The sequence below is a fragment of the Aliiglaciecola aliphaticivorans genome (assembly GCF_054782055.1).
In genome coordinates, this window is record NZ_BAAGTF010000025.1 from 60782 (window position 1) to 74949 (window position 14168).

The 14168-nt window shown below is 41.4% G+C and carries 11 protein-coding genes; 4 read left to right on the forward strand and 7 right to left on the reverse strand.

The features are described 5' to 3' along the window. The first annotated feature begins 33 nt into the window (after positions 1-33). Genes ACYVIL_RS14205 through ACYVIL_RS14215 form a run of 3 tightly spaced genes read left to right on the forward strand, consistent with a single transcriptional unit; the run spans position 34 to position 2429 of the window. The gene (locus ACYVIL_RS14205; RefSeq protein ID WP_303474230.1) at positions 34-1821 is read left to right on the forward strand and encodes an ABCB family ABC transporter ATP-binding protein/permease; all 1788 of its coding nucleotides are present in this window, start codon (positions 34-36) and stop codon (positions 1819-1821) included. A gap of 14 nt (positions 1822-1835) precedes the next feature. After that, positions 1836-2057, forward strand: a complete 222-nt coding sequence (locus tag ACYVIL_RS14210; RefSeq protein ID WP_303474229.1) for a DUF3820 family protein — start codon at positions 1836-1838, stop codon at positions 2055-2057. A 30-nt stretch (positions 2058-2087) separates the two neighbouring features. Then, the gene (locus tag ACYVIL_RS14215; protein ID WP_460312956.1) at positions 2088-2429 is read left to right on the forward strand and encodes a hypothetical protein; all 342 of its coding nucleotides are present in this window, start codon (positions 2088-2090) and stop codon (positions 2427-2429) included. 70 nt (positions 2430-2499) lie between these two features. Here the strand turns inward: ACYVIL_RS14215 and rpsO are convergent, their stop codons facing one another. After that, positions 2500-2769, reverse strand: a complete 270-nt coding sequence (gene rpsO, locus ACYVIL_RS14220) for a 30S ribosomal protein S15 (RefSeq protein ID WP_216047418.1) — start codon at positions 2767-2769, stop codon at positions 2500-2502. Between the two features lie 233 nt (positions 2770-3002). Between rpsO and ACYVIL_RS14225 the strand changes: the two genes are divergently transcribed. Continuing rightward, entirely contained in the window at positions 3003-5339 is a 2337-nt protein-coding gene (locus tag ACYVIL_RS14225) for a M20/M25/M40 family metallo-hydrolase (RefSeq protein WP_460312959.1), read from the forward strand. A 98-nt stretch (positions 5340-5437) separates the two neighbouring features. Here the strand turns inward: ACYVIL_RS14225 and truB are convergent, their stop codons facing one another. From truB to ACYVIL_RS14255, 6 genes are all read right to left on the reverse strand, one after another. After that, positions 5438-6388: a tRNA pseudouridine(55) synthase TruB gene (gene truB, locus ACYVIL_RS14230; protein ID WP_460312961.1), complete on the reverse strand. Its 951-nt coding sequence runs from the start codon at positions 6386-6388 to the stop codon at positions 5438-5440. Next, complete coding sequence (rbfA, locus tag ACYVIL_RS14235; protein WP_303474225.1) at positions 6388-6816, reverse strand: 30S ribosome-binding factor RbfA; 429 nt, start codon at positions 6814-6816, stop codon at positions 6388-6390. The genes truB and rbfA overlap by 1 nt, the downstream gene beginning before the upstream one ends. A 72-nt stretch (positions 6817-6888) precedes the next feature. Then, entirely contained in the window at positions 6889-9498 is a 2610-nt protein-coding gene (gene infB, locus ACYVIL_RS14240) for a translation initiation factor IF-2 (protein ID WP_303474224.1), read from the reverse strand. A gap of 28 nt (positions 9499-9526) precedes the next feature. Continuing rightward, positions 9527-11020, reverse strand: a complete 1494-nt coding sequence (gene nusA, locus ACYVIL_RS14245; RefSeq protein WP_303474223.1) for a transcription termination factor NusA — start codon at positions 11018-11020, stop codon at positions 9527-9529. A 49-nt stretch (positions 11021-11069) separates the two neighbouring features. Further along, positions 11070-11525: a ribosome maturation factor RimP gene (gene rimP / locus ACYVIL_RS14250; RefSeq protein WP_303474222.1), complete on the reverse strand. Its 456-nt coding sequence runs from the start codon at positions 11523-11525 to the stop codon at positions 11070-11072. Between the two features lie 541 nt (positions 11526-12066). Beyond that, positions 12067-13536, reverse strand: a complete 1470-nt coding sequence (locus ACYVIL_RS14255; RefSeq protein ID WP_460312964.1) for a mannitol dehydrogenase family protein — start codon at positions 13534-13536, stop codon at positions 12067-12069. Positions 13537-14168: the final 632 nt, after the last annotated feature.

A 14168-nucleotide genomic window follows, 5' to 3' on the forward strand; every position in this document is an offset into this window, starting at 1 on the left:
ACTGGACCCACGTTTTATCCCTGCAGCAATAATATGCGTTCACGTAGAATACCAATAGATCCCGATACTCCAGTTAATTGGCTGGTTCTTAAACAATTATGGCCTTATTTATTAGAATTCAAACAGCGGGTTTTTCTCGCCTTCGTTTGTTTGGTGGCTGCTAAACTAGCCAGTGTCGGCCTTCCTTTTGTGCTAAAACACACGGTCGATAGTTTAAATTCTAAAACAGAACAACTCATTTCAGCGCCTATCGCGCTGATTGTAGCCTACGGCACGTTACGCCTAGCCAATGTGTTATTCGGCGAGATTAGAGATACCTTATTCGGTAGAGTCACAGAAAGGGCCATGCGCCGAGTGGGTTTGCGTGTATTCGAACATCTGCACAGTCTGGATTTAGATTTTCATCTTAATCGGCAAACTGGCGGATTGACTAGAGATATTGAAAGAGGCACAAGTGGGATCAGCTTCCTAATGCGCTTTATGGTCTTTAACATTGGTCCAACATTAATAGAAATCGCCATGGTAGTTAGCCTGTTGTTTTACAATTATGGTTTCAATTTTGCCATTGTGATTCTGCTATCTGTGGTGATCTACATCACATTTTCCATGAAGGCTACAGATTGGCGAACTAAATACGTACGTGAAGTCAATCTTGCTGACTCCAGCACCAATACAAGAGCCATCGATAGCTTACTCAATTATGAAACGGTTAAATATTTCAATAACGAAGCCTACGAAGCTAATCGCTATGATAGTGACTTAGCAGGTTGGGAAACAGCGAGACGGAAAAATCGACTGTCATTGTTTGCACTAAATGGTGGACAGGCATTAATCATTGCCATTGCCATGACGTCGATGATGGCAATGGCGGCTTATGGGGTTGCGGATGGACGCATGACCATAGGTGATTTTGTGTTAATTAATGCATTCACTATGCAAATATTTATGCCGCTGAATTTTTTAGGGTTTGTTTATCGAGAAATCCGCGGTTCACTAGCTAACATTGAAAATTTATTTGGCTTGCTTGGCAAATCTGCCAGCGTGAAAAATGAACATCAAGATAAAGCTCTAAAAGTGGCTGGCGCAGAAATCACCTTTTCCAACGTGGGGTTTAGTTATCACAATGAGCGTCCTATTTTGGATGATTTATCATTCAGCATAGGCCCAGGCAAAAAAGTCGCGGTGGTAGGTGAAAGTGGCGCTGGAAAATCGACAATCGTTAAACTGTTATTTCGTTTTTATGATGTGACAAAGGGAAAGATACTGATAGATGATCAGGATATCAGTCAAGTGTCACAACAGTCCTTACGAAAAGCTATTGGCATTGTGCCCCAAGATACGGTTTTATTTAACGACAGCATATTTGAGAATGTGCGCTATGGTCGACCTACAGCGAGCGATGAAGAAGTACAGCAAGCTATCGATTTAGCCCATTTACGCAAATTTGTAAGCAGTTTACCGAATGGATCAGACACTCAAGTCGGTGAACGAGGTCTGAAACTATCAGGTGGTGAGAAGCAGCGGGTAGCAATAGCCAGAACCATTTTAAAAAAGCCCCCCATTTTAGTTTTTGATGAAGCCACCTCTTCGTTGGATAGTCAGTCAGAAAAAGCGATCCTAGACGCGATTAAAGACGTATCCCAAGGACATACAAGTGTGGTCATTGCCCATCGCCTTTCCACTATTATAGATGCCGACAAAATTGTGGTACTTGATAAGGGAAAAGTCGCCGAACAAGGTACGCATACTGAACTTTTAAGCCATCAAGGTTTGTATAAAAAACTTTGGGATACACAACAAAACTCAATACAACACAATTAGAATGAAACAAGCGAATGTTTGATCCAACAGTCATAAAACAAGCAGTAAACCAAACAATGCCGTTTGGCAAGTACGCAGGCCGAAAACTGCTGCACTTACCAGAGCCTTATTTAGTTTGGTTTCATCAAAAAGGTTTTCCTGCAGGAAAATTAGGCGAGCAACTGGCGTTAATGTATGAAATTAAACTTAATGGTCTAGAATCAATGCTCGCCCCGTTATTAGATGAAAACCAATAACTAGCAACACATTCCTTTTGAGAATTAGCTATGAGAGCACCACGAACCAAGCCTAAACAACCCAGTGCCATTGATGAAAATTTATTAGCTATCCATAAACGTATAGGCGAAAAGCTGCTGCAATGTCCGGAGTTAATCCAGCAAGTTGAAGATAAACTTGAATCTCGATTTAAACAAGGTCTGATTTATCGCGGAGTTTATTTAGATTGGTGGTCAATACTGGAACTGAAAAATGATATGGCAACTTTAATATCGCAACTTTGTGTCGAAAGTGAACGAATGAATAAAATACGACGTCACTCGCCATTCGTTGGCATTCTTACGGAGGCTGAGCGCGAGGAATTTTTCAGACAGCAGCAAAATCAGACCTAAAACAATCGCACTTTTTATACAGGATCAAAAAAGGCGCTGTTAAGCGCCTTTTCTGTGATATCTAATCGAATTAACGACGTAGACCTAAACGTTTGATAAGATCTTGATAACGCTCAACGTTCTTACCTTTAAGGTAATCAAGCAACTTACGACGTTGACTAACCATACGTAATAAACCACGACGAGAATGATGGTCTTTCTTATGATCAGCAAAGTGACCTTGCAACTTATTGATGTTGTTCGTCAATAAAGCAACTTGTACTTCAGGTGAACCTGTATCACCTTCTTTAACACCGAAGTCGGCAATAATTTGTGCTGTTTCTTGAGTAGTTAGTGACATATTTTTCTCCAAATTTAATAAAGACTCGCCGATCACTAATTCAGCGGAGTCGAAAGAGCGCGTATTATAGCGACGTAGCTATTTTTATCAAGGTAAATTACCGATAAATACTGATTGCAGTGATTCTAATAAATCCCACACAAATTTGTTTCTTTTCTATTTTACATTAAGCTACTAATTATCAATTCCGAAAAAATCGTGCAACGCTACGATAATTTAAGCAAGGAATGTTTATGCCCCATTACGAAAAGACCGCTTCAAGACTCTATAGTTTCCTAGTAGTTATGGCTATTGTATTTACGCTTGTTTGGACATGGAATGCTCAAAAGCCCACTAATGACGCCCAATACACAATAGGCCATGTGGGTATTTCAGCAGCTAACATACAAGCTCATCTTGCTAAAATATCAGAGTTCCCCCATTACACGGGGTCAGCAAATCATCCCAAGGTGCGCGACTATTTAGTTAACCAGTTGGAAGAGTTAGGTTTAGAAGTGGAACTGCAAACCACCCTAGCCCTGTCTTCAAACTATTTCGTCGCTGCAAATGTATCTAACATTATTGCCAAAATCCCTGCCTCAGCTCCCTCAGGAAGAACCAAAGCTCTTGCCCTGATGAGCCACTATGATGCCGCTAATGGTTATTCGCCCGGTGCAAGTGATGCGGGTAGCGGCGTAGCTGTAATATTGGAATCAGTACGTGCATTTCTGGCAAGCGGAATCGTGCACAGTAATGATATTTACATTATTTTTACTGACGCAGAGGAGCAAGGATTACTTGGCGCAGAAGCGATTGTTAAAGGACATCCGTTAGCAGATAAGGTTGGCTTGATTTTAAATTTTGAAGCTCGCGGTTCCGGCGGGGCGAGCTTTGTACTTTTGGAAACCAATCAAGGAAATAAAAAATTAATTGATAGTTTGGTAGATGCAAATGTAGTTTATCCAGCAGCGAATTCGTTAATGTATAGCATCTATAAAATGTTACCAAATGATACTGATCTTACGGTATTTAGAGAACAAAGGGATATCAACGGTATTAATTTTGCGTTTATAGATGATCATTTTGATTATCACTCTGCTCAAGATACACCGGATAGATTGGATGCAGCCAGTTTAAATCATCAAATCAGTTATTTGTCCGTTTTACTGCCCTATTTTGCCAAGGCGAATTTAGACCAACTCACCTCTAACAAAGATATGGTGTATTTTAATTTCGCCAACATTGCCTTATATGAATATCCCTTTCTATGGGTACTGCCAATGAGTATTCTAGTGGCATTTGTGTTTGTGATGATGAGCGTAAACGCCATTAACAAAAAGCACATCAACATTAAGTCTCTTTTCATCGCGACTCTCCCGCTGTGCATAAATATCGTCTTCGCCATATTACTTGGACTAATTCTTTGGCACGGCTTGCTTTGGCTTTACCCACAGCTCAATGACATTGAACAAGGTTTCCCATACAGCGGGCACTATATATTAGCGACAGCCATATTACTCACGCTGGGGTTGAGTATTTGGATATACCAATTGTGGTCCCAAAAATTTCGAAATATAAAAATCATTGAATGGTACTTGCCTATTATTGCCTTTTGGGTGATCAGTAATATTAGCATTGGTATTTTTCTTAAAGGCGCAGGATTCTTCATTATTTTAGCCGTTGCCCCACTGGCCATTTTCGGCAACTTACTGAGGTACAGAACCACCGCAAACCGTAAAGCCATTACCTATACACTATTTAGTTTGCCTTCGATTGTCATAGTATCGCCCTTGATACCGGTACTTGTTGTGGGTTTAGGCGTAGCCAACTTATCTGTTGCCACCGTAATGACATCCTTGTTAGTGATGACCTTATTACCAGTATTTTTCGTAATCAAAGGGATCAGAAGTATTCAACTATTCTGTTTAGCGGGTGCTTTTATTAGTTTTGTAGGTATATATATTAATGCAGATTACTCGGTAGATAGGAAAAAGCCTAGCAGTATCAACTATTTATATGACACTGAGACAAAGCAAGCCATGTTATTCTCTTACAACACACAATTAGACAGTTTTACTCAGCCTTTTTTTACTGAGGATGATACCAATACCAGCCGATTAAAGGGCTTAGTGTCCCATAGGACGAGTCGCTCCGTAAATTACCTTAGTAGTACATCATCACTTAATATCCAACCCGCGAGTGTGGCGGTAACGAGCTCAGTAGATAAAAGTGACGTTATTCAACTTGAATTAACAATCAAGCCAAATCGTCCTCTTAGTTCAATTCGAATGCTCAGTGATGCGCCCATTGAAGTGTTTGCATTATCAATTAATCATCAAGCCTTCGACTTTGCAGGCAGTAAAAAGCGAGACAACTTAGTGTTGCATTATGTGGTAACTGATATGCTACCTATTGAAGTGAAAATTCAATATCGCACCGAAACGCCTTCGGCCAAGTTCAGGTTGGTGGAAACAAGTCGAGATTTACCACAACATTTTGCTCAATGGTCCCCTAGAGAAGAGCATATCATGCCATCAGTATTTAAAATTACGGACACAGTTATGATTAGCCAGCCAATATCACAAAAGTGATTTGTGCTGATGATAAAAATCTCAGGCTAAACGGGATTATTTAAGTAGCTTAGCCTGAGAAGTGTATTTGTTCGTACTATAATCTTTGGGAAGTGAATTTATCTGACAACTAGACGCTTAGGGGCCACCTGCAAATTATCATCAATAAAGCCTACCCCTAAAAACAAATTGTTCGAATATACTCTAACTTGAGAATCTAACGGCATGGATATAATTTGTTTGCTATTGACTGGATTGCCATTACAAAAATAACTCGCTCGCTCAGCTTCCAATTCAACTTCAGGTAAGGTTTTAACCGGCGAATCCATTGCCAATAAAAGTGCATCCATAGCTGCGAAACTGGCGTCATCCATGATATCTAATTCATTATCATTGATCTCCTGACGCATTGCCTGTAATGCATCCAGGGTAATTACCTTATCGGCAGGATAGTCAGCTACATTCGAGCGATGCAAACGGCTAACAAAAGCTCCACAACCTAACAGTTGTCCAATATCATCTACCAACGAGCGAATATAAGTACCTTTGCTACAATGCACAATCATATGGACTTTATTGTCTTCAATCTTCTCGATTTGCAACGAATAAATAGTGATTTTTCTGGCTTCGCGCGGCACTTCTATACCTTGCCTTGCATAAGAGTACAGGGGTTTACCTTGATACTTTAAAGCTGAAAACATTGAAGGCACTTGATCAGAAGTACCCAAAAAACTCAAACATGCTTTTTCAATTTGCCCGACAGTAACCTCTACAGGTTTACTTTCAACCACCTCGCCGTCAGCATCAGAAGTAGTAGTGCGCACTCCCAGGGTAGCCGTAACTGAATAGGTTTTATCTGCATCCAGTAAAAACTGCGAGAACTTTGTGGCCTCTCCTAAGCATATGGGTAGCATACCGGTTGCCAAAGGATCAAGGGCACCGGTATGTCCCGCTTTAGCGGCATTGAAGCAACGTTTTACCTTTTGCAGTGCATCGTTTGAAGATAACCCTAACGGCTTATCGAGGAGTAACATGCCATCTATGGCGCGTCCTTTACGCTTTCTCGCCATTAGTTGTTGTCGTCCGTTTCCTGTTCTTCTTTGTCTAAATCTCGACCCGCTCTTAAGGCACGTTCTTTATCTTCATTTAGTGTTTGAGACACCAAAGTGGATATACGGATACCTTCCGTAATGGAAGTATCTTGATAAAACTTCAAAGCGGGCACTGCACGCATGCGCATGCGCTTAGCTAACAAAGTACGAATAAAGCCTTTGTTATCTTCTAAAATTTGATTAAACAATTTCAGTTTTTCTTCATCGGTTTCAAAAAACGTCACATAAACCTTGGCATGGGCTAAATCGCGAGAGACATCAACTCCCGAGACGGTGACCATACCTAAACGTGGATCACGGTTTTTAAATTCATTTTGGAAAATGCTGGCCACTTCTTTGTGGATTTGCTGTCCAACTCGTTCAGTGCGGGAAAATTCTCTAGCCATACTGACACTCCTAAATTACAGTCAAAAACGGAGGCCTAAGCCCCCGTTTTAATTCTAATTGAAACGCGAGGGTTATATTTCGCGTTTTACTTCTACGGTTTCGAATACTTCGATTTGGTCACCGACCTTAACATCGTTGTAATTCTTCACGCCGATACCACATTCCATTCCATTACGGACTTCTTGAACATCGTCTTTAAAGCGGCGCAGTGATTCTAATTCACCTTCATAGATAACCACATTTTCACGAAGTACACGAATAGGAGCACTGCGTTTAATGTTACCTTCCGTTACCATACAACCTGCGATAGCCCCAATTTTCGGTGATTTAAATACATCACGTACTTCAGCCAAACCAATAATTTGTTGTTTGAACTCAGGCGCAAGCATCCCGCTCATGGCTTGTTTAACTTCATCAATCAGGTCATAAATCACACTGTAGTAGCGCAAATCGATTTCTTCAGCTTCAATAATACGTCTTGCTGAAGCATCAGCACGTACGTTAAAGCCTACGACAATGGCACTTGAAGCTGCAGCTAAGCTAGCATCAGTTTCAGTAATACCACCCACTCCACTACCAACAATAATGACTTTCACTTCATCAGTTGAAAGTTTAGTCAATGATTCTGAAATTGCTTCCACAGAGCCCTGAACATCGGCTTTTAATACCACATTCAATTCACTAACATCACCGGCTTCCATGTTTGCAAACATGTTTTCAAGCTTGGCTTTTTGTTGTTTAGCTAGTTTCAAATCACGCTGTTTAATATTACGCTTACTCGCTACTTCACGAGCTTTACGTTCATCCTGCACAACTAATGCATCTTCACCCGCAATAGGTACACCAGATAAACCCAGTACTTCAACCGGAGTCGATGGACCGGCAACAGTTACTTCATGACCATTTTCATCACGCATAGCACGAACACGACCGTATTCAATTCCACATAATAGAATATCACCGGCTTTTAACTCACCTTCTTGAACAAGTACTGAAGCCACAGGACCGCGACCTTTATCAAGGCGAGATTCAATGACGATACCTTTTGCTGGACCTGTAGGTACAGCTTGTAAGTCAAGTAGTTCAGCTTGCAATGATATGGCTTCGAGTAATTCGTCGATGCCCATACCTGTTTTAGCAGATACGTTTACGAATTGGTGCTCGCCGCCCCACTCTTCTGAAATAACTTCAAGTTGAGATAATTCAGTCTTAACCCGATCTGGGTCGGCCGCTTCTTTATCCATTTTGTTAACGGCAACAATCAGAGGCACACCCGCAGCTTTAGAATGCTGAATCGCTTCTTTTGTTTGTGGCATTACACCATCGTCAGCAGCAACAACCAATATTACGATGTCGGTTGCGGTAGCACCACGAGCACGCATTGCAGTAAACGCGGCGTGTCCAGGGGTATCTAAGAAAGCAATTCGACCGTTATCCGTTTCAACACTGTAAGCACCGATGTGCTGGGTTATACCACCCGCTTCACCATCAGCAACTTTCGCTCTACGAATATAATCGAGCAATGAGGTTTTACCATGGTCAACGTGACCCATAATAGTCACTACTGGCGCTCTATTTTCTTTATCACCAGAAGCATTTCCAGCTAACAATTCATCTTCTAATGCATTGTCATTTACCAATTCATATTTGTGACCCATTTCTTCAACGACTAAAACCGCCGTATCTTGGTCTAAGACTTGGTTAATGGTAACCATCTCACCCATTTTCATCATCGCTTTGATCACTTCAGTGGCTTTAATTGCCATTTTGCTAGCTAGTTCGCCAACACTGATAGTTTCACCAATACGCACAATTCGCTCTACGGGTTGAGCAGGTTTATTGAAGCCATGCTTAAGATCAGCACCGGCATTCTTTTTCGATTTTTTACGACGACGAGATCCACGCTCTACTTGCGCATCTTCTTCATCTTCAGCTTCTTGAGCATAACGGTTAGAGTGCAAATGCACTTCTTCAGCTTCTTGCTTTTTGCGACGTTCTTCTTCTTCTTTCCAACGACGCTCATTTTCTTCAGCTAAACGTTTAGCTTCTTCCGCCGCTTTCTTCGCGTCTTCTTCAAGTTTACGCTGCGCTTCATCTTCCTGAAGTTTGCGAATACGCTCCGCTTCTAATCTTGCTTCTTCTTGCGCTGCTTTTTCTTCTGGAGACAACTGCACTTCTTCTTTTTGACGTGCCGCTGCTTCTTTCTTAGCCTGCTCAATTCTTGCCGCTTTTTCAGCTTCTGCTTTCGCTTTTGCTTCTGCCGCTTTTACCGCTTTTTCTTCAGCGGCTTTTTTCGCTTCTTCGGCAGCTTTACGCTCTGCTTCAAGTTTTTCCTGCGCTTCTTGCGCTTTACGCTTAGCTTCTTCTTCTGCTAAACGCGCTTCTTCAATATCAGTACGTTTAACGTAAGTACGTTTTTTACGTACTTCGACTTTAACAGCTTTTGACTTACCAACACTCAAGGTACTGGTTGTCTTGCGTTGCAAGGTCATGCGCTTTGGTCCTTCAGAACCATTGCCACCGTGAGATTTACTCAAATGATCAAGCAACTGACGCTTTTCATCTTCGGTGATCATATCACCCACTTTTTTCGTTAAACCTGCGTCTGCAAACTGCTGAACTAAGCGATCAACTTGAGTGCCTATGTCGGTGGCTAGTTTTTCGATGGAGACTTCTGCCATATAGCTGTATTCCTCTTGTTGATCTTACTTATTCTTCACTAAACCAGACGATGTTACGTGCAGCCATTATTAGCTGTCCGGCTTTCTCTTCGTCTAATTCTTCTATATCACTTATTTCATCAGTACCTTGTTCGGCTAAGCCTTCAAGGTCTGTTATTCCTCTGCTTGCTAGTACGTAGGCCACATGGCGCTCCATACCTTCGAGGTTTAGTAACTCTTCTTTAGGCTCAGAAGCTTCTAGAGACTCTTCATTTGCCAAAGCTTGTGTCGTTAATGCCGCTCGTGCTCTACCACGAAGCTCTTCAACCATATCTTCATCGAAACCTTCGATGGCTAACAATTCGTTAGCAGGAACATAGGCTATTTCTTCAACTGTTGAGAATCCTTCGTCAACCAAAACTGCGGCGAAATCTTCATCGATATCAAGGCTTTCGATAAATACACCTAACACTTTTGAGTTTTCTTCTTCGTGTTTCGAGTTTAAGTCATCAACGGTCATGACGTTCAATGTCCAGCCAGTTAACTGACTCGCTAAACGCACGTTTTGACCACTACGACCAATTGCCTGGGCTAGGTTGTCTGCTTCAACAGCCACATCCATCGAACCTGCATCTTCGTCTACAACGATTGATGCGACTTCCGCTGGAGCCATAGCATTGATAACGAATTGAGCAGGATTCTCATCCCACAACACGATATCGACACGCTCACCGCCAAGTTCACCCGAAACCGCTTGTACACGAGAACCGCGCATTCCCACGCAAGCCCCAACAGGGTCTAAACGCTTGTCATTAGTTTTCACAGCAATTTTAGCGCGCGAACCTGGATCACGAGCAGCGGCTTTAATTTCTAACGTTTCTTCAGCTATTTCCGGTACTTCGATACGGAATAATTCAACCAACATATCTGGATGAGTTCGACTAATAAATAACTGTGCACCGCGAGCTTCCGGACGAATGACGTAAAGTAAACCACGTACTCGGTCACCTGGACGGAAGGTTTCACGAGGTAGCATATCGTCACGGTAAATCACGCCTTCGGCATTATTACCTAAATCGATAATAACGTTGTCGCGATTCACTTTTTTCACCGTACCTGTCACCAAATCACCCACACGATCTTCGTATTCAGCAATCATTTGTGCGCGTTCAGCTTCACGAACTTTTTGCACAATAACCTGTTTCGCAGTTTGTGTTGTGATTCGATCAAATTTAATTGACTCTATTTGATCTTCAATGAAATCACCCAGCTGAATCTCTGGATCGTCAACTTGCGCTGCAGAGAAGGTTATTTCTGCATATGGATTTTCTTGTACCTGGTCATCAGGAATGACGACCCAGCGACGAAAAGTATCAAAATCACCGGTTTCACGGTCAATATTTACTCGTACTTCAATTTCGCCTTCATTTTTCTTTTTAGTAGCGCTGGCAATGGCATACTCTAATGCCTCAAAGATTTTCTCTTTGGGAACCTGCTTTTCATTTGAAACGGCTTCTGCCACTAACAAAATTTCTTTATTCATCGTTGCCTCACTGATTGCTTCCCTAAGAAAGCGCTAATATGAATCTTTCTTAAAACGTTGGAACCAAATTACCTTTTTCGATATTTGCCACGGCTAAAACGAATTCTTGACCATCAACTTCTACCGTTAGATTTCCATTGTCGACACTTAACAATGTACCTTTAAAGTTTCTTCTATCATTCATTGGCATACGCAACCGCACTGCCACAACCTCTCCAACACACTGTTGATAATGCGCTTCTTTAAACAGCGGTCTATCCATGCCGGGAGACGATACTTCTAGGTTATATTCAGTACTAATGGGATCTTCAACATCCAATACAGCGCTAACCTGTAAACTCACGTCAGCACAATTCTCAACAGTAATTCCATCAGGATGATCTATATAGACGCGCATCGTCGAGTGTTTTCCAGCACGAACAAATTCTACTCCCACCAACTCAAAGCCTGTAGCTTCAACTGGTGCAACTAGCATATCCGTGAGTTTTTGTTCAAGTTGTGACAAAAATAAAGCTCCAAATACAAAAAAAGGGCGAAAAGCCCAGATATAGTAAACCAATAATAACAACAAAAAGCCCCGTACAAGCGGGGCTTTTTGTTTCTGGACCCTAACCCACAATTCAACTCTTATGGCTGCCTAACAAACTGAGTGCGAAACGCGAAACAGAAGTTGTGCGGACCGTCGAATAAGTGGTCGCAAGAATCGACTCACCTAATAAGGTAATTCTGGAAAAATCAGTGTCTTTTCTTGCAGTTTCTTAGTCAGTTAAACCAACTAATCGAGACGTTACTATCCAATTCAGAGGGAGCCCGTCTCAAAAGATGCGCATAGTATACGTACGTCAGCACTGAGTTGCAAGGTAAAGAATACAAAGCATTGTACAGATAACAATGTTCAACGCCTTTAAATTCCCTGAGTTTGGGGAAAATCAATGTATCCGTCTACCTTTTCATTATTTATAGTGTGAGTTAGCCCTCGTCATATGCTTAAGCGCTCAAATCACAATCCTTATTCGTCTAACTGAGCAGGTAACAACAGATACTAGTTACCCTTCTAAGCGACTTAGAGTCTCAGTCAAGTTTTGCTGATTGATTGTGAACAAAGTCGAGACATGACGTTTAACTATGCGTCTAAATTCCTCGTTGGTCGCTAAATCATCAAAAATAATGGTTAAATCGAGTATTGCATTGGCTAGTTGCAATGGATCCTCAGCGTGTTTTTCAGCTAGTTCCAATAAGGTGTTAGCTAATGGGTCAACTAACTCCTGTTGTGCCAAATAGCGTTTACCAACAAACAAACACCAAGCAGCCACCGGCACGCAAAGCAGTTCGAAGCTGCGTTGGTTTTGCATATTATCCCGAATCGGATTGAGTATACGAAATGGAAGCTTTTGAGAACCATCCCATGCTATTTGAGCCAACAGATGACGTATGTGTTCGTTGTGATAGCGATGTATAATATCTTCCGCGTACTGTTCCAAATCCATGCTATCTGACTGTCCGATTGACGGGACGATTTCCTGGCCCAGTAGTTTTTTAATAAACTGCTCAATTGGTTCTAGACTAATCGCAGAGTAAACTGTCTCCAATGCACATAAACTCCCCAAATAAGCCAAGGTAGAATGAGTACCATTTAACACCCGAAGTTTTGCTTTTTCGTATTTGTGCACATCATCGGTAAATGTCACGCCTACTTTATCCCAAGCAGGTCTTGGGCCGCTGAATTTATTTTCAATGACCCATTGGCTAAAGGACTCTCGTTGAATAGGCCAGGCGTCCTCAACCCCTATTTCCTGCTGGGTTTTTAGTCTAAGTTCATCATTTGTGGCAGGGGTAATACTGTCGACCATAGTATTGGGGAAACAAATATGTTCTTCTATCCATTGGGCTAAACGAGGTGAGAGCTCTGCTGCGAATGTCAACACAGCTTTCGCCAGTTTATCTCCATTACCAGATACATTGTCACAACTAATAATAGTGACTTGCGCATTTTCATGTTTAAAACGGATGTTTAAAGCCGCCACTAACAAACCAATTGCTGAAACCGGCTCATCGGGCGCGGCCAAATCATGTTTAATATCAGTATTTTGCCAATCAAGCTCCCCTTTCGTATTCAGGCAATATCCTTTTTCTGTCACTGTTAACGAAATAATATGGGTATTAGGATCTGTCATTGCTTCCATCACTTGCTGACGCTGCTCACCTAAAACAAATATCTGATTGAATGCACCAACAATTTGAACATAAGGAGCGTCATCCAACACCATTAACGAATAAAGATTATCTTGCGTTTCTAACTGGTCTCTTAGCTCTTTACTGCGTAAGGATACACCGTCAATTTTCCAATTACCGCCATAAGCAGACATCGCTAAATCTGTATAGACAGCTTGATGAGCACGATGAAAAGCACCAGGTCCTAAATGCACAATGCCACGAGTGGTTGTTTCCAGATTATATTCAGGTAAACGAACTTCTTTGGGTAATGAGGGTAATATTTGTCGAGCTAATCCTGACATCAAACTGGCCTTTTTATGTAGTAAGCTTTATAGCTAAGTATTGAGATAAATTCACTGCCAATTGTGCAGTTATTTTATTATTTATAATCCTGATCTAAAACTGAAAACAACCCCCTGATGATAAACCGTCAGCCGCACTATAAACTATTGATATGGCTTGATAAAGCGTCTTGTATCGAGGGTTAAGGTGGCATATATGTGGTAACCCACAAATGCAGTACAAGATGTACAAGACCTAAACCACCTTAGAGGTTTATTGCCAACGCTAAACTGCCATACAAGCAATAACCAGCAGGAATATCTAGGTCAGCTATCATGTATAAACATTATAACCTACCCTTGTAGTTAACGAAATGAAAGTTGCCCCTTGCACTTGAAGGTTTGTAAGGCCCTCAATCTGAATAAAAACGGTTAAACAAATATGAAAACAGCTTCGTAAATTGTGAGCGAGCCGTTTGAATCGCGTCAACATTATCGATTTCAATTGCTAACAATCTTTTTTTAGAATGCTTTAAACCGCTAATTCAACCACCCGATTATTGATACTTTTGTATAAGTGACTAATTTAATTTAGTTTATTCCACCTTATCAAAACGAACAAAAAACAAACAAATTAAAACATAAAATTTTTA